Origin of the sequence: Pseudomonas sp. CJQ_9 (assembly GCF_043106615.1) — a bacterium.
In the GTDB taxonomy this organism is placed as follows: Bacteria; Pseudomonadota; Gammaproteobacteria; order Pseudomonadales; family Pseudomonadaceae; genus Aquipseudomonas; species Aquipseudomonas juntendi.
In genome coordinates, this window is the sequence record NZ_JBICMS010000006.1 from 37,715 (window position 1) to 54,867 (window position 17,153).

Sequence of the window (17,153 nt, forward strand, 5' to 3'; positions counted from 1 at the left end):
CCTTAAGGCAAAGACGACCCGCATCGAGCGGAAAGCGGGGACGGCAAGGATACCCTGCACAATCCCGGTAACACAGCGCTACTTTTCGCACCAAAATGAGGCCATCTACCCACCCCTCCCACACCTGCCACCCCACAACCGACTTGGGATGAACAAATGGCGGTAACACATTGACTTTTATGAACGTGCTTTAAATTTTAATGATTCTCGAACTCAACAATACCAAAACGGCGCTCGCCCCCGTGTTTACGGCAGTTTCCGACCCTCGGTCGCCGGTTTTGTGAAAATTTCATGAACTGTTGCGAATTTTGAGCACGCTTGTTGCATTCCTTTCACGCCAAGTCGGCACGGCATCTGCAATGGCAGGTGAACGCGACAAATAACAACAGCGGCATTGGTTACCAGGGAGTTTCCTCAGCCGGCATCGGTAGTTACCGATTCATGACGGCTAAAGGAGCAGCGCTGGGGTTATACGGCCCTTATACCGGGGCGTGATTTGCGACATGGAAATACCTGAACGCGACATGGTGGAAAAGTTCCGTAAAGAGTGTCTATCGCCATATCGCCAAGAACAGTCAGCGTGCTATACATTTTCGCCGACATAACAAGAAAGAGCTGCTCCATATAACTAAAACACTTGGACGCAGCGGTACTCTTCCTAAAAACCAAAGGAGCAAATCACGATGCGCGTGATGAAGTGGAGCATGATCGCCCTGGCCGTTGCGGCAGGGACCTCGCAGTTGGCAATGGCCTCCGCACAAGATGAGTCCAAAGGTTTCATCGAAGATAGCAAGCTGAACGTCAAGACCCGCATGCTGTATTTCAGCCGTGACTTCCGCAACAACGCGCCTGGCAGCCAGAGCCGCGCGGAAGAAACCGGCCTTGGCTTCCTGGGCACCTTTGAATCCGGCTTCACCCAAGGCACCGTAGGCTTCGGCGTCGACGCCATCGGCATGCTCGGCCTGAAGCTGGACAGCGGCCGCGGCCGCGCCGGCACCGGCCTGTTCCCGACTGGCTCGGACGGTCGCTCGCAAGATGATTACTCGGAAGCGGGCGGCGCTGTGAAAATGCGCATCTCCAATACCGTACTGAAGTGGGGCGACCAGTTCACCGCACTGCCAGTATTCGCAACCGACGACAGCCGCTTGCTGCCAGAAGTTGCCGAAGGTGGCCTGATCACCAGCAACGAAATCGACGGCCTGACCCTGCACGCCGGTCACTTCACCGCGCTGAACGCCCAGGCCCAGACCTACCACGACAGCCTGCGGCTGACCGAGGCCAATGTCTTTGGTGGCACCTACGCCCTCTCCGACAACCTCAGCACCAGCGTTTACTACTCGCGTGTCGAAGACCACTTCCGCAAGTGGTACGGCAATATCAACTGGGCGCTGCCGATCAGCGACAAGCAAGGCCTGGTGTTCGACTTCAACATCTATGACACCAAGTCCATCGGCAACAACCTGACCGGTGCATTCGTCAGCAAGTCCGACGGCAGCAACGAACTGGACAACATCGCAGCCAGCCTGTCGGCCGCGTACAACGTCGGCGCCCACACCTTCACCCTGGCCTACCAGAAGGTCACCGGTGACGGCGACTACGCCTACGGTGTAGACGGTGGCGGCACGGTCTTCCTGGCCAACTCCGTGGCCCGTTCCGACTTCAACGCCGAAGACGAAAAATCCTGGCAGGCTCGCTACGACCTGAACTTCGCTGAATTCGGCGTACCCGGCCTGACCTTCATGACCCGCTATGTACGTGGTACCGGTGCAACCACCCGCACCACCGACAGCGGCAAGGAATGGGAACGCGACATCGACGTCAAGTACGTGATGCAGAGCGGCCCGGCCAAGGACCTGAGCTTCCGCGTCCGTCAAGCTACCTACCGTTCAGCCGATGGCGTTTACTACGGTTCGCCTTCGATCGACGAACTGCGCCTGATCGTGGAGTACCCGCTGAGCATCCTGTAAGCCTGGCTTGCAGTGCCCCGCACCTGAAAAGCCCGGCGACCACGCCGGGCTTTTTCTTGGCTGACAAGCGTCACGCCCTGGGGCATCCTGTACGCCTTCGTTTCACCCCCGTACAATGCGGGGCTATTTCAACGTCTTAGGCAATCGACACGGCTAACCATGCGCACCAGTCAATATTTGCTCGCCACCCAGAAAGAAACCCCTGCCGATGCAGTGGTCATCAGCCATCAGCTCATGCTGCGTGCCGGCATGATCCGCAAACTGGCTTCCGGCCTGTACACCTGGCTGCCGATGGGCCTGCGGGTAATGCGCAAGGTCGAGGCCGTGGTGCGTGAGGAAATGAACGCCGCCGGCGCCCTCGAAGTGCTGATGCCAAGCATCCAGCCCGCCGAGCTGTGGCAGGAGTCTGGCCGCTGGGAACAATACGGCCCGGAACTGCTGCGCCTCAAAGACCGTCATCAGCGTGACTTCTGTGTTGGCCCAACCCACGAAGAAGTGATCACCGACCTGGCCCGTAACGAGCTGTCCAGCTATAAACAGCTGCCGCTCAACATGTACCAGATCCAGACCAAATTCCGCGATGAAATCCGCCCGCGCTTCGGCCTGATGCGTGGCCGCGAGTTCATCATGAAAGACGCCTACTCATTCCATGCCGACCAGGCTTCCTTGCAGGAAACCTATGACCGCATGCACCAGGCCTACAGCAACATATTCACGCGCCTGGGCCTGGACTTCCGCCCAGTGCAGGCTGACACCGGCTCGATCGGCGGCAGCTACTCGCACGAATTCCACGTACTGGCCGAGTCTGGCGAAGACGACGTGATTTTCAGCGACAGCTCCGACTACGCCGCCAACATCGAAAAGGCCGAGGCCATCCCACGGGAAACCGTGCGCCCTGCGCCTACCGAAGAGCTGCGCCTGGTCGACACGCCAAACGCCAAGACCATCGCTCAGCTGGTGGAAAACTTCGGGCTGCCGATCGAGAAAACCGTCAAGACCCTGATCGTGCGCGGCGCCGAGGAGGGCAAGCTGGTGGCCCTGATCGTTCGTGGCGACCACGAGCTGAACGAAATCAAGGCCACCAAGCTTGAACAGGTTGCCGACCCGCTGGTAATGGCCACCGAAGCCGAACTGCGCGAGGCAATCGGTGCCGGCGCCGGCTCGTTGGGCCCATTGAACCTGCCGCTGGAATGCATCATCGACCGTTCGGTGGCGCTGATGAGCGATTTCGGTATTGGTGCCAACATCGACGACAAGCACTATTTCGGCGTGAACTGGGAGCGCGACCTGCCAGTGCCACAGGTAGCCGACCTGCGCAATGTGGTTGAAGGCGACCCGAGCCCGGACGGCCAAGGCACCCTGATCATCAAACGCGGCATCGAAGTCGGGCATATCTTCCAGCTGGGCACCAAGTACAGCGAAGCGCTGAAGTGCCAGGTGCTGGGCGAGAACGGCAAGCCGGTCGTGCTGTCGATGGGTTGCTACGGCATTGGCGTATCGCGCGTGGTGGCAGCTGCCATCGAGCAGAGCTACGACGACAAAGGCATCATCTGGAACGACGCCCTGGCCCCGTTCCAGATCGCCCTGGTACCGCTGCGCTACGAAACCGAAGCGGTTCGCGAGGCAACCGACAAGCTGTACGCCGAACTGACCGCCGCCGGCTTCGAAGTACTGCTGGACGACCGCGACAAGAAGACCAGCCCCGGCATCAAGTTCGCCGACATGGAGCTGATCGGCATCCCGCACCGCATCGTGGTCAGCGATCGCGGCCTGGCCGAAGGCAACCTGGAGTACAAGCACCGCACCGAGCAGGACGCCCACCCGTTGCCGCTCAATGAAGTGCTGACCTTCCTGCAGGCCCGCGTTCGCCGCTGATAACCAATGCACGAGTAATCATGTTCAAGCGAAGTACCTTTACCCGGGGGGGCGCCGCACTGTGCGGCGCCCTGCTCGTCAGCGGCTGCGCCAACCAGATGTCCCAGCGCAGCGACCATGAGGAGCGCGTGGAGCGCAAACTGCTCGCCCACACCCTGCAGATCGATGTCGGCGAGCCGAAGGTGATGGAGCTGCCGCAACGGCGTGTGCGCGTGCATGAGCAAAAGCGTTTCGAAGTGACCGAGTTCGAAGTCACCCGCCGCTATGATCGCTACACGCCTTACCAGCCCTGGCGGGAGATCTACGAGATCCCGCTGGGTGCGGTGGCCGTTGTGGCCGGGGTTGGCGCCAACGTGGTCAATGTCTTCGCCTTGGGCAACCTGCCGCAAAGCATGACCCACGACTGGCTCAGCTATGGGGTGGACGGGCTCAACCCGTTCATGAACGTAGCGTCCAATGGCCGCGCCCAGCAGAACCTGGCCGGGATCAGCGAAGTGCAGAAAGGCCAGCGTGAAGAATCCACCAGCATGCCGTGGAGCGAACGCCTGGTCGAGGTCAAAGCTGGCAAGATGACTCACGAGCTGACCACCGACCGTAGCGGCGTACTGCGCCTGAACCTGCTGGACAGCCCGTTTTCGGAGCAGAACCTCAACCACGTCGGCACCCTGCACCTGCAAGTGCTCGACGAGGACAACGGGGTCCGTGGCGACGCCAGCCTGCTGGTCAGCGCCACCCTGCGCAACAAGCTGCTTGAGGCCCATGAGCTGATCTTCGATGACCTTGAAGATGACGACGTCAGCCAGTGGGTACACCGGGTCAAGCGCCTGTCCGAGCTGGGCCTTGAAGAAGAAGCCAGCGAAATGGAACAGAGCCTGATCGAGCTGACCCGCAACGACCCGGAACTGCAGCAGGAGTTTCTGCAGTCGCTGACCAAGGCTACCGGGCGATTGGTGGCTGACCCGGGGGCGCAATAACCCGGTCTCTACCCGCGCCACGCGTCGCGGTCACCTTGTGGATCGGCATTGCGTCGCCCACCGCGACGCATGGCCGCTTCTTTATATAGGCGCAAACAGCTCCAGCTGTTCATGCGCCCCGCGCAGATCGCGCAACCTTACCCCTACCCCCAACAACCGCACCGGCTTGCCACCGCGGGCGAACGCCTGCCCCAGCAATTGCCGGTAGCTTTCCAGGTCCCTGCCCGCACCCGCCTGTTCCAGCGTGGTTTGGCTGAAGTCATGAAACTTGACCTTGACGAAGGGTTTCTCTGGCCGGTAACTGCTGTCCATGCGGGCGATGCGTTCGTTCAGGCTTTCCAGCAGCTCCGGCAAACGCGCCAGGCAACTGGCCAGGTCCGGCAGGTCGGTGTCGTAGGTATTTTCCACGCTGACCGACTGGCGCCGGCTATCGTTGTGCACCGCACGCTCGTCAATACCTCGCGCCAACCCCCACAACCGTTCACCGAAACTGCCGAACTCGCGCACCAGCGCCAGGCGCGACCAGTCACGCAGCTGCAGGCAGGTTTCGATACCCAGGCGCGTCAGTTTGTCTGCAGTGACCTTGCCCACGCCGTGCAGCCTGGCCACTGGCAAGGCCGCAACGAATGCCTCGACCTCATCGGGGGTAATCACGAACAGCCCGTTGGGCTTGCGCCAGTCGCTGGCGATCTTGGCCAGGAACTTGTTCGGCGCCACCCCCGCCGACACGGTGATATGCAGGGTTCGCGCGACTCGCCGGCGAATATCCTCGGCAATACGGGTGGCGCTGCCCGAATACCATTGGCTGTCGCTGACATCCAGGTAGGCCTCGTCCAACGACAAGGGCTCGATCAGCTCGGTGTAGTCACGAAAGATGGCATGAATTTCCCGCGAGGCTTCGCGATAGGCCTCGAAACGCGGCTTGACGATCAACAAGTCCGGGCACAGTTTCAGCGCGTGGCGCGATGCCATGGCTGAACGCACACCGTAGGCACGCGCTTCATAGTTACAGGTGGCGATCACGCCACGGCGCTCCGCCGAGCCGCCCACCGCCATGGGCCGCCCGGCCAGGCGCGGGTCGTCACGCATCTCGATCGCGGCATAGAAGCAATCGCAGTCAACGTGGATGATCTTGCGCAAAGACATGGATGACCGTCAGCACTGTAAATTCATACAGATAGTATCGCATGGGGCCGCCCGTTCAACAGCTGACCCGCATGCCCGCGCGATAATCGGCCTGAAACGCCCGCCGCGCCTGAGCCGCATGCGGGTTCGATGCGCTAAGGGTTTGAACAAAAAAGGTTTTTCCAAAACAATTGCTTGACACTCGCGCGCAAATCCGTAGAATTCGATCTCACAGGCGCGGGATGGAGCAGCCTGGTAGCTCGTCGGGCTCATAACCCGAAGGTCGTCGGTTCAAATCCGGCTCCCGCAACCAGTTTCGAGAAAAGGCCACTGTTAACGCAGTGGCCTTTTTCTTTGCCCGTGATAAAGCCAGTTTCCAAAAAGTCTCGGTAAATCAAAAAGTAGCGCTTGACACACACGCTGCACACTGTAGAATTCGCCCCACTGACGCGGGATGGAGCAGCCTGGTAGCTCGTCGGGCTCATAACCCGAAGGTCGTCGGTTCAAATCCGGCTCCCGCAACCAGATTCAAGATAAGGCCACTGTTAACACAGTGGCCTTTTTCTTTGCCCTTGAAAAAAGGTTTGAACCACAGCGTGATAATACTTGACACCTGACCGTCACACTGTAGAATGCGCCCCTCTGACGCGGGATGGAGCAGCCTGGTAGCTCGTCGGGCTCATAACCCGAAGGTCGTCGGTTCAAATCCGGCTCCCGCAACCATATTCGTCAGAACAAACCCCGCCTGTGTAACAGCAGCGCGGGGTTTGTTGCATTTGTCTCCTGCCACTCGCATGACCGGGTTTACCGATCCAACCTGCGGTGTTGAGGGGTCATCCTCTGGATGAACTATCTTTAACGCTGCCGGACGACTGCAAGTCATGTTGTCCGGAGTAATATCCGGATACGTTTTCCAAAGGGACTTTCACTTGGCCGCACCTCTCCTCCACCTCGCGCTGCTTGCCCGGGGCAATTCATGACTACGCACAACCCCGAACCCCAGGTACCGCTTGCCACGGCGCTGCCAGGTGCGGTTCAGCGCCTGCCGTTGCTCGAACGCCTGAGCCGCTACCGCCAGCCCATCGGCCTTGCGGTAACCCTACTGCTGTTCACCATGGCCCTGATCGCTTGCCGCCACTTGCTCAGCGAACTGGACATCTACGCCCTGCACGACGCCATGCTCAGTGTTCCGGCGCAGTCGCTGCTGGGCGCGTTCGTCGCGACGGTGGTCGGCTTCGTGATCCTGCTTGGCTACGAGTGGTCGGCCAGCCGCTACGCCGGGGTCAAGCTACCGGCACCTACCCTGGTGCTGGGTGGTTTCAGCGCGTTCGCCATCGGCAATGCCATCGGCCTGTCGATGCTCTCGGGCGGCTCGGTGCGCTACCGCTTGTACGCCCGCCATGGGCTGGGGGCTGGCGAGGTCGCACGCATGACCGTTTTTGCCAGCCTCTCGCTGGGCTGCGCGCTTCCGCCCCTGGCCGCCCTGGCGACCTTGAGCGACCTGCGGGCTGCATCCAGCGCACTTGGCCTGGCCCAGGGCCTGCTGGCGGGCATCGCCAGTGCGGTGCTGGTCGCCTCTGCCCTGCTGGTCATCGGCTTGTATCGTCGGCGCCTTGCCGAACAGCCACTGGCCAATAACCTGCTGGTGCAACTGGGGCGCCGCACCTTGCGCCTGCCGGATGCCCGCCTGACTGCCCTGCAACTGCTGATCACTGCACTGGATGTGGCAGCTGCCGCTACCGTGCTGTACCTGCTGCTGCCCGAAGCGCCTCCGTTCGGCGCGTTCGTGCTGGTGTATCTGCTGGCCTTGGCGGCAGGTGTGCTCAGCCATGTACCGGGCGGGGTCGGGGTGTTCGAGGCGATCCTGCTGGCGGCCTTTGCCAATCAGCTCGGTGCAGCGCCACTGGCTGCCGCATTGTTGCTGTACCGGTTGATCTACGTAGTGGTGCCGCTGCTGCTGGCCTGCGTGTTGCTGTTGGCCAACGAAGCCCGGCGCCTGCTGTTCGCGCAGCAGGCCATGAAGGCTGCCTCGGGGCTGGCTGCGCCTATCCTGTCGATCCTGGTGTTCCTGTCCGGTGTGGTGTTGCTGTTCTCCGGCGCCACCCCGGAAATCGACACGCGTCTGGAGCACATGGGCTTTCTGGTGCCACACCGGCTGATCGATGCATCGCACTTCGGCGCCAGCCTGATCGGCGTGCTGTGCTTGCTGCTGGCCCAAGGCCTGCGTCGGCGCCTGTCGGCCGCCTGGATGCTGACAATCGTATTGTTGCTGGTCGGTGCCCTGCTGTCGTTGCTCAAAGGCTTCGACTGGGAAGAGGCCAGCCTGCTGACCTTTACTGCCACCTTGCTCGCCGTGTTCCGGCGCTCGTTCTACCGCCCCAGCCGGTTGATGGAGCTGCCCTTCTCGCCGGTATTTCTGGTCGCAAGTGCCTGTGTTGTCGGGGCCTCGGTGTGGCTGCTGCTGTTTGCCTACCAGGATGTGCCCTACAGCCATCAGCTGTGGTGGCAGTTCACCCTCGACGCCGACGCCCCCCGCGGCCTGCGCGCCGCCATGGGCAGCGCCTTGCTGTTGGCGGCCCTGGCACTGACCTGGTTGCTGCGCACCGCACCACCGGTGATCCACCTGCCCGACGAAGAAGAACTGCAGCGTGCCAACCGCATTCTGCTGGCGTCCGACCAGCCTGACGGCGGCCTGGCGCTTACCGGCGACAAGGCCTTGCTGTTCCACCCACGGGACAATGCCTTCCTCATGTATGCCCGGCGCGGCCGTAGCCTGGTGGCACTGTACGACCCGATCGGCCCGGCACAGGAACGGGCCGAGATGATCTGGCAGTTCCGCGACCTGTGCGACCTGCACCATGCGCGGCCGGTGTTCTACCAAGTACGTGCGGAAAACCTGCCGTTCTACATGGACATTGGCCTGACCGCGCTGAAGCTGGGTGAAGAGGCCCGGGTCGACTTGCGCCGCTTCGACCTCGAAGCCAAGGGCAAGGAAATGAAGGACCTGCGTTATACCTGGAACCGCGGCGGACGCGATGGCCTGAGCCTGGAAATCCACGAGCCTGGCCAAGCACCGCTGGCAGAACTGAAGGAAATCTCCGACGCCTGGCTAGGCGGCAAGAACGTACGCGAGAAAGGCTTCTCGCTGGGACGCTTCAGCCCGGACTACCTGCAGCACTTCCGGATTGCCCTGATTCGCTTCCAGGGCCGGCCGGTGGCCTTCGCCAACCTGCTGGAAACCCACAGCCACGAACTGGCGAGCCTGGACCTGATGCGCGCCCACCCCGAGGCCCCCAAGCTGACCATGGAGTGCATGATGATCGGCTTGATCTTGCACTATAAAAGCCGTGATTACGGGCGCTTCAGCCTGGGTATGGTGCCGCTCTCCGGCCTGCAGCCACGGCGTGGCGCGCCATTGACCCAGCGCCTGGGCTCACTGGTGTTCCGCCGTGGTGAGCAGCTTTACAACTTCCAAGGGCTCCGGCGCTTCAAGGACAAGTTCCAACCGGACTGGGAACCCCGCTACATGGCCGTGCCAGCCGGGCTCGACCCGCTGGTGGCACTGGCCGACACTGCCGCCCTCATTGCTGGCGGCCTGACTGGATTGGTGAAACGTTGATGACCCGACGCTATTGGCTGTACCTGCTGGTTCCCCTGTTGCTGGCTGCCCTGGGTGGCGGGCTGGCGTTCTGGCTGTGGACGCGCCCTGCCCCAGAGGCGCACCTGGAACAACTGAGCATCAATGACACCCCCATTACCCGGGTCACGCCAGGCGTGCACCCCAAAGTCAGCGTGGCCATCGGCGTGCCTCAGGACCAGGCGCTGAGCGACAAGCAACTGCTGGACCTGGCCCAGGCTGGCGAGGCCCAGCTGGTGCAGGTGATCCTGCCACCGACCGATTGCAGCAAGCAGCAACAGGCGCTGGACCAAGCCCTGAAGCAATTGCCGGCAAAACCCGACCTGGTCGCCGGTATCGGCCCTGGTGCCGCGCAGGCCTGGCGCTGGCTGGCCGGGCAGAGCGATGACAAGGCCCGCGCCATTTCCGTAGGTTTCGCCCTTGAGCAGCCCGGCTGCCAGGCGCCGTTGCCCACATCGGCGGCGCATGGCCACTGGAGCGTGGCCTGGAACGACAACCCGGACGACGCCAGCGCCGCCTTCGTGCGTGACCAGGCCAATGCCGAAACCAGCATCAGCGATTACGACATCCACCTGCCGCAGGTGCTCAAGGCGCAACTGACCCAGGCCTTGCTCGGCCACGATGGCAACGCGCTGCCAGTCCCGGTAGTCGAGGTGCCGGCCGGGCAAACCACCGATACCGTCACCCTGTTCCTTTCCGGCGACGGCGGCTGGCGCGACCTGGACCGTGATGTGGCCGGTGAAATGGCCAAGCTGGGCTACCCGGTGGTCGGCATCGACACGCTGCGCTATTACTGGCAGCACAAAACCCCCGAGCAAAGCGCTGCCGACCTGTCCGAACTGATGCAGCACTACCGCCAGAAATGGGGCACCAAGCGGTTCGTGCTTGCCGGGTACTCATTCGGGGCCGACGTACTGCCGGCGATCTACAACCGCCTGCCGGCCGAAGACCAGCAGCGTATCGACGCCGTGATGCTGCTGGCCTTTGCCCGCAGTGGCAGTTTCGAGATCGAAGTCGAGGGCTGGCTGGGCAAGGAAGGCCAGGAAGCGCCAACCGGGCCGGAAATGGCCAAGCTGCCCGCTTCCAAGGTGGTGTGTGTGTATGGCGTCGAGGAAGCCGACGAAAGCGGTTGCACCGACGGCACGGCTGTTGGCGAGCGCTTGAAGCTGCCCGGCGGCCACCACTTCGACGAGAACTACCCGGCGCTGGCCAAGCGCTTGATTGGCGAAATCGAGACGCGCCAAGGCAAGGCGAGCGTGGCTGAGCAGAACTGACAAAAATCGGGGCGGCTTGGCGGCCCATCGCTGGCAAGCCAGGCCCCCACAGGAACCGCGCCATGTTGAATACCAGCGCAGTACTTGTGGCAGCCTGGCTTGCCAGCGATGGGCTGCGAAGCAGCCCCTTGCCAATCAGATCTCGACCTGGGTCCCCAGCTCGATCACCCGGTTCAGCGGCAAGTTGAAGAAGCGCAGGTTGCCGTTGGCATTCTTCAGCAGGAAGGCGAACAGGTTGCCACGCCAGCGCGACATCCCCTCGAGCCGTGAGGCGATCACCGTCTCACGGCTGAGGAAGTACGTGGTGCGCATGGGGGTGAAGTCCAGGCCATCCAGATGGCACAGTTTCAACGCCGCCGGTACGTCCGGCTCGTCCATGAAGCCAAAATGCAGCAGCACGCGGAAGAAGCCGTCACCATAGGCTTCCACTTCGAAGCGCTCGTGCTCCGGCACCCGCGGCCGATCCTCGCTGACCACCGTCAACAGCACCACCTGGCTATGCAGCACCTGGTTATGCAGCATGTTGTGCAATAGCGCATGCGGCACGGCATCGGAACGCGCGGTCAGGAACACCGCCGTGCCTTCGACCCGGTGCGGTGGCTGGATGCGGATACTGCTGATGAACAACGGCAGCGGCAGTGCCCCTTCGTCGATGCGCTCGACCAGGATCTGCTTGCCACGCTTCCAGGTGCTCATCAGCAGGTACAGCACGCCCCCGGCCAGCACCGGGAAGGCGCCACCCTGGACAATTTTCGGCACGTTGGCGGCAAAGAACAGCCCGTCGACCAGCAGGAAACCGACCAGAATCGGCACCGCCAGCAGCGGCGGCCACTTCCACAGCAGCAGCATCACCGCCGACACCAGGATCGTGGTCATCAGCATGGTCCCGGTTACCGCCACGCCGTAGGCTGCCGCCAGCGCCCCGGAGGACTCGAAACCGATCACCAGCAGTACTACGCCCACCATCAGGGTCCAGTTCACCGCACCGATATAGATCTGCCCTTGCTCGTCGCTGGAGGTGTGCTGGATCTGCATGCGCGGGATATAACCCAGCTGGATGGCCTGGCGGGTCAAGGAGAAGGCCCCGGAAATCACTGCCTGCGAGGCGATCACCGTGGCCAGGGTGGCCAGGCCGACCAACGGCAACAGCGCCCAGCCCGGTGCCAGCAGGTAGAACGGGTTGCGGGCCGCATCCGGGTCCTGCAGCAAGAGCGCGCCCTGGCCAAAATAGTTGAGCACCAGCGCCGGCAGCACCAGGATGAACCAGGCACGGGCGATAGGCTTGCGGCCAAAGTGGCCCATGTCGGCATACAATGCCTCGGCACCGGTCAGCGCCAGCACCACCGCACCCAGAATGGCCACGCCCATCCCCGGGTGCACCACGAAGAAGTTGACCGCCCAGCCGGGATTGAAGGCCTTGAGCACTTCCGGGCTTTGCGAAATGCCGTGCACGCCCAGTGCACCGAGCACCACGAACCAGGTGACCATGATCGGGCCGAACAGCTTGCCGATCTTCTCGGTACCGTGCTTCTGCACCAGGAACAGGGCCACCAGCACCACCAGCGAGATCGGCACCACCCAGTGGTCGATACCGTCGAACGCCAGGCCCATGCCCTCTACCGCCGACAGCACCGACACCGCCGGGGTGATCATGCTGTCGCCATAGAACAGCGAAGCGCCGATCAGGCCACAGATCACCATCAGTGTGCGCAGCCGCGGGTAGGCCGCCGTAGCCCGCCGCGCCAGCGCAGTCAGGGCCATGGTGCCGCCCTCGCCCTGGTTGTCGGCGCGCAGGATGAACATCACGTACTTGAACGACACCACCCACAGCAGCGACCAGAGGATCAGCGACAGGATCCCCAGTACGCCGTCATGGTTGACCGGCACCCCATAACCACCGGTAAAGACTTCCTTGAGGGTATACAGCGGGCTGGTGCCGATATCGCCATAAACCACCCCGACCGCTGCCACGAGCAGGCCCAGCGACCGCGTCGCACCCTGCTTACCCTCGTGCCCGCCCTCAGCGTGACTGCTTGCCTGAACCATCGACCACTCCCGCAGACGGCCATTACGGCCTTTCAGTATTCACTCTGCGACCAAGCACTCACTGCAGCTTGGCGCAACGGCGCGAAGCATAGCGCAGCGTTCGTCGTATTTCTGCTGGTCAAGCGTCCCTGCGCTCGCTAGAATTGCGCACTTTTTGATCAGAGGCGCCAAAAGCGCCCGTCAAGATCGCCCCCGATTCCGGCCGGGCGACCTGCATTCAATACCGAGGTTAGTCATGTCCACCACGCCCGCCACCCCCAAGGTAGGTTTCGTAAGCCTGGGTTGCCCCAAAGCCCTGGTCGATTCCGAGCGCATCCTGACCCAGCTGCGCATGGAAGGCTATGAAGTTGTGCCCACTTACGAGGATGCCGACGTGGTGGTGGTCAACACCTGCGGCTTCATCGACAGTGCCAAGGCCGAATCGCTGGAAGTCATCGGCGAAGCGATCAAGGAAAACGGCAAGGTCATCGTGACTGGCTGCATGGGCGTTGAAGAAGGCAACATCCGTGACGTGCACCCAAGCGTGCTGTCGGTCACAGGCCCGCAACAGTACGAGCAGGTGGTCAACGCCGTGCACGAAGTGGTGCCACCCCGCCAGGACCACAACCCGCTGATCGACCTGGTACCGCCACAAGGGGTCAAGTTGACCCCGCGCCACTACGCCTACCTGAAAATTTCTGAAGGCTGCAACCACAGCTGCAGCTTCTGCATCATCCCGTCGATGCGCGGCAAGCTGGTCAGCCGCCCGGTGGGCGAAGTGCTGAGCGAGGCCGAGCGCCTGGTGAAAGCCGGGGTCAAGGAGATCTTGGTGATTTCCCAGGACACCAGCGCCTATGGCGTCGACGTCAAGTACAAGACCGACTTCTGGAACGGCCGCCCGGTCAAGACCCGCATGCTCGAACTGTGCGAAGCACTGAGCAGCCTGGGTGCCTGGGTGCGTTTGCACTACGTGTACCCGTACCCGAATGTCGACGATGTGATCCCGCTCATGGCGGCCGGCAAGATCCTGCCGTACCTGGACATTCCGTTCCAGCATGCCAGCCCGAAAGTGCTCAAGTCGATGAAGCGCCCGGCTTTCGAAGACCGTACCCTGGCACGCATCAAGCAATGGCGCGAACAGTGCCCTGAACTTGTGATCCGTTCCACCTTCATCGTCGGCTTCCCCGGCGAAACCGAAGAAGACTTCCAGTACCTGCTGGACTGGCTGACCGAAGCCCAGCTCGACCGCGTGGGCTGCTTCCAGTACTCGCCGGTGGAAGGCGCCCCGGCCAACGACCTGGGCCTGGATGAAGTGCCGGACGACATCAAGCAGGACCGTTGGGACCGCTTCATGGCCCACCAGCAGGCCATCAGCGCGGCCCGCCTGCAACTGCGCATCGGCAAGGAGATCGAAGTGCTGATCGACGAAGTCGAGGCGCAAGGTTCGGTAGGCCGCAGCTTCTTCGATGCCCCGGAAATCGACGGCAGCGTGTTCATCGATGGCGACCATGGTTTCAAGCCAGGCGACAAGGTTCGTTGCCGGGTGGTAGACGCCGACGAATACGACATGTGGGCCGAGCCGGTCTGACACCCACGCAGTACGCTGCGCACCATCGCCGGCCAGCAGCTCCTTTACCAGGGAGCTGCCTGGCCGATGATGGGCCGTGCAGGCGCACCGGCAATCCTTGGGCCTGTTGCGCTTTTAGCATCTATCGTTTCCTCAGCCCCAGAGGAACGTACCCCGATGCGCCAGCCATTGTCCCTGCAAACCCCGCACCTTAGCGACTACCCCGAACTGGCCCAGGTCTGGGAAGACTCGGTGCGCGCGACCCACGATTTTCTACCCGATGCCTATATCCGGCTGCTGCGTGAGCATGTGCTGTACCGCTACCTCGACGCCGTGATGCTGGTCTGCTGCAAGGACCGCCAGCGTATCTGCGGGTTTGCCGGAGTCGCCAGCGGCCGGGTGGATATGCTCTTCGTTGCCCCGGCCTACCGTGGCCAGGGCGTGGGCAGGCGCCTGCTGCGCTACGCTATCAACGAACTCAATGCCGAAACCCTGGACGTCAACGAGCAGAACCTGCAAGCCTTGGGCTTCTACCTGCATGAAGGTTTCGAGGTAGTCGGCCGCTCCCCTACCGATGGCCTTGGCCAACCCTACCCCCTGCTGCATATGCGCCTGCGGGGCACAGGCCAGTGCAGCGGCGACTGAATATGCCGCCAGCAGGTCGCCGAAATGGCGCAACTGACACAGATTCCCATCATCAACCGCGTAGGGGCAGGTACAATGGTCACCTTTCCCTGCCTCTGCGAATTGCGCCATGTCCGAACCCGTCCGCCTGTCCAAACGCCTCATCGAGCAGCTTGGCTGCTCTCGCCGCGAGGCCGAGCTGTACATTGAAGGAGGCTGGGTCACGGTCGATGGCGTGGTGATCGAGCAGCCGCAGTTCAAGGTCGGGCAACAGCGCGTCGAGCTGTTGCCTGGCGCCCGCGCCGAGACCCTGGAGCCGGTGACCCTGCTACTGAACCAGCCTGCCGGCATGGACAGCGAAAGCGCCCGCGCCAGCATCAGCATGGGCAGCCTCAGCGAAGCCCACCGCGAGGGCGTGCGTGCGCTGCACGGGCACTTTGCCCGGCAGGCTTGCATCGCCCCACTGGAGCGCGGTGCCAGTGGCCTGCAAGTGTTCACCCAGGACTGGCGGGTGACCCGCAAGATCGAAGCCGACCTGCGCCGCCTGGAGCAGGAATTCATCGTTGAAGTGCGCGGCCAGACCACGCCCCAGGCACTGGAGCGCCTGGCCCGCGGTGCTACGCGCAACGACCGTGAGCTACCCAAGGCCAAGGCCAGCTGGCAGAACGAGACCCACCTGCGCATGGCCCTGAAAAACCCGCAGCCTGGGCAGATCGCTGAACTGTGCGCTTACCTGCGCCTGGAGCTGGTCGGCATGCGGCGCATTCGTCTGGGTGGCGTGTCGATGGGCAAGTTGCCGTTGGGCCAATGGCGCTACGTGGCCACTACCGAACGTTTCTAAGCAATAGGCCGCGCTGGAACGCGCGGCACCTGAACAGGATTCAGCAGCAATGAACCACAACGATGTCCTGCGCAGCCTGCGCTACATGCTCAAGGTGAACGACGCCAAGATGGCCGAGATCATCGGCCTCTCCGGCCTCGAAGTGCACCCGCTGGTGCTCGCCACCTATCTGAAGAAAGAAGACGAAGAAGGCTTTGTCCGTTGCCCTGAGCGGGTGATGGCGCACTTCCTCGACGGCCTGGTGTTCTACCGTCGCGGCAAGGATGACAGCCGCCCGGCGCAACCGATCGAGCTGCCGGTGACCAACAACCTGATCCTCAAGAAGCTGCGGGTGGCTTTCGAACTCAAGGAGGACGACTTGCACGCGATCCTCAAGTCCGTGAACTTCCCGGTGAGCAAGCCGGAGCTGAGCGCACTGTTCCGCAAAGCTGGCCACGACAACTACCGGCCGTGCGGCGACCAGTTGCTGCGCAACTTCCTCAAGGGCCTGACTTTGCGCGTGCGCGGCTGAGTGACCATGCAGCACACCGTTACCCCGGTCGGTATGGTCCGTTCATGCTTCAAGGAAAAGTTTGCCATTCCGCGCCAACCGCAGCTGGCTCCCGCCGCCCGCGGGGTGCTGGAGCTGCTGCCGCCGTTCGACCAGGGTGAAGCAGTCGAAGGCCTGGAGCAGGTCAGCCATGTCTGGCTGCTGTTCCTGTTCCACCAGGCGCTGGAAGACAAGCCACGCCTGAAGGTGCGGCCACCGCGCCTGGGTGGCAACAAGAGCATGGGCGTGTTCGCGACCCGCGCCACCCATCGGCCCAATGGCATCGGCCAGTCGGTGGTGCGTCTGGAGGGGGTTGAACCCGGGCGGCTGCTGCTGTCCGGGATTGACCTGCTGGACGGCACGCCGGTGCTGGACATCAAGCCCTACGTGCCTTACGCCGACAGCATTGCATGCGCCAGCAACCAGATGGCCAGCGCCGCGCCTGCAGCCATTGCCGTGCACTGGGCCGACAGCGCATTGGCGCAGGCCCGCGAGCATGCATTGCGGCTGGGTGAGCCGCTGGTGGCGCTGATCGAACAATGCCTGGCCCAGGACCCACGCCCGGCCTACCAGGTACCTGCACCAGAACGGGTGTACGGGGTGAGGTTCTGGGATGTGCAGGTGCGCTGGCATTACCCGCAGCCGGAGGCGATCCGGGTGTTGGAGGTCGTGCTGGCCTGACCCCGATTCAGGCTTGTTCGCTGTCCATTGTAGG

The 17,153-nt window shown here is 62.6% G+C and carries 12 protein-coding genes and 3 tRNA genes; 13 read left to right on the top strand and 2 right to left on the bottom strand.

Annotated elements, in window-relative coordinates:
* Window positions 1-683: 683 nt before the first annotated feature.
* The 3 genes from ACF8SD_RS01425 to ACF8SD_RS01435 all read left to right on the top strand — a co-directional run bounded on the left by ACF8SD_RS01425 (window position 684) and on the right by ACF8SD_RS01435 (window position 4,816).
* Window positions 684-1,967, top strand: a complete 1,284-nt coding sequence (locus tag ACF8SD_RS01425) for an OprD family porin (RefSeq protein ID WP_173890771.1) — start codon at window positions 684-686, stop codon at window positions 1,965-1,967.
* 159 nt (window positions 1,968-2,126) lie between these two features.
* Window positions 2,127-3,842 (top strand): proline--tRNA ligase, encoded by a 1,716-nt coding sequence (locus ACF8SD_RS01430; protein WP_173890772.1) that lies wholly within the window; start codon window positions 2,127-2,129, stop codon window positions 3,840-3,842.
* Window positions 3,843-3,862: 20 nt separating this feature from the next.
* Window positions 3,863-4,816, top strand: coding sequence for a hypothetical protein (locus tag ACF8SD_RS01435; protein ID WP_173890773.1), 954 nt, complete (start codon window positions 3,863-3,865; stop codon window positions 4,814-4,816).
* Window positions 4,817-4,897: 81 nt separating this feature from the next.
* On the opposite strand, the gene dinB is transcribed toward ACF8SD_RS01435, so the two are convergent.
* Window positions 4,898-5,956, bottom strand: a complete 1,059-nt coding sequence (gene dinB / locus ACF8SD_RS01440) for a DNA polymerase IV (protein ID WP_161892868.1) — start codon at window positions 5,954-5,956, stop codon at window positions 4,898-4,900.
* 221 nt (window positions 5,957-6,177) lie between these two features.
* Here dinB and ACF8SD_RS01445 point away from each other — a divergent pair.
* The 5 genes from ACF8SD_RS01445 (at window position 6,178) to ACF8SD_RS01465 (ending at window position 10,852) form a co-directional block, all read left to right on the top strand.
* Window positions 6,178-6,254: transfer RNA gene (locus ACF8SD_RS01445), tRNA-Met, on the top strand.
* Window positions 6,255-6,389: 135 nt separating this feature from the next.
* Window positions 6,390-6,466, top strand: a tRNA-Met gene (locus tag ACF8SD_RS01450).
* 121 nt (window positions 6,467-6,587) lie between these two features.
* Window positions 6,588-6,664, top strand: a tRNA-Met gene (locus ACF8SD_RS01455).
* A gap of 253 nt (window positions 6,665-6,917) precedes the next feature.
* On the top strand, window positions 6,918-9,560 hold the full coding sequence (gene mprF / locus ACF8SD_RS01460; RefSeq protein ID WP_392483349.1) for a bifunctional lysylphosphatidylglycerol flippase/synthetase MprF: 2,643 nt from the start codon (window positions 6,918-6,920) through the stop codon (window positions 9,558-9,560).
* Window positions 9,560-10,852 carry a virulence factor family protein gene (locus ACF8SD_RS01465; RefSeq protein ID WP_173890775.1) on the top strand — a complete coding sequence of 431 codons (1,293 nt, stop codon included), beginning with the start codon at window positions 9,560-9,562 and terminating at the stop codon, window positions 10,850-10,852. Before mprF ends, ACF8SD_RS01465 begins: the two co-directional genes overlap by 1 nt.
* Before the next feature lie 135 nt (window positions 10,853-10,987).
* Here ACF8SD_RS01465 and ACF8SD_RS01470 read toward each other — a convergent pair whose 3' ends face one another.
* Window positions 10,988-12,898, bottom strand: a complete 1,911-nt coding sequence (locus tag ACF8SD_RS01470; protein ID WP_009682553.1) for a potassium transporter Kup — start codon at window positions 12,896-12,898, stop codon at window positions 10,988-10,990.
* A gap of 235 nt (window positions 12,899-13,133) precedes the next feature.
* On the opposite strand from ACF8SD_RS01470, the gene rimO reads away from it, so the two are divergent.
* The 5 genes from rimO (at window position 13,134) to tsaA (ending at window position 17,119) form a co-directional block, all read left to right on the top strand.
* The gene (rimO, locus tag ACF8SD_RS01475) at window positions 13,134-14,465 is read left to right on the top strand and encodes a 30S ribosomal protein S12 methylthiotransferase RimO (RefSeq protein ID WP_009682554.1); all 1,332 of its coding nucleotides are present in this window, start codon (window positions 13,134-13,136) and stop codon (window positions 14,463-14,465) included.
* Between the two features lie 156 nt (window positions 14,466-14,621).
* A complete protein-coding gene (locus ACF8SD_RS01480) occupies window positions 14,622-15,089 on the top strand; it encodes a GNAT family N-acetyltransferase (RefSeq protein ID WP_392483350.1) in 468 nt (155 codons plus the stop codon).
* A gap of 109 nt (window positions 15,090-15,198) precedes the next feature.
* Window positions 15,199-15,909 (top strand): rRNA pseudouridine synthase, encoded by a 711-nt coding sequence (locus tag ACF8SD_RS01485; RefSeq protein ID WP_392483351.1) that lies wholly within the window; start codon window positions 15,199-15,201, stop codon window positions 15,907-15,909.
* A 49-nt stretch (window positions 15,910-15,958) separates the two neighbouring features.
* A complete protein-coding gene (locus ACF8SD_RS01490) occupies window positions 15,959-16,420 on the top strand; it encodes a DUF1456 family protein (protein ID WP_029887591.1) in 462 nt (153 codons plus the stop codon).
* A 6-nt stretch (window positions 16,421-16,426) separates the two neighbouring features.
* Window positions 16,427-17,119, top strand: a complete 693-nt coding sequence (tsaA, locus tag ACF8SD_RS01495) for a tRNA (N6-threonylcarbamoyladenosine(37)-N6)-methyltransferase TrmO (protein WP_392483352.1) — start codon at window positions 16,427-16,429, stop codon at window positions 17,117-17,119.
* Window positions 17,120-17,153 lie beyond the last annotated feature (34 nt).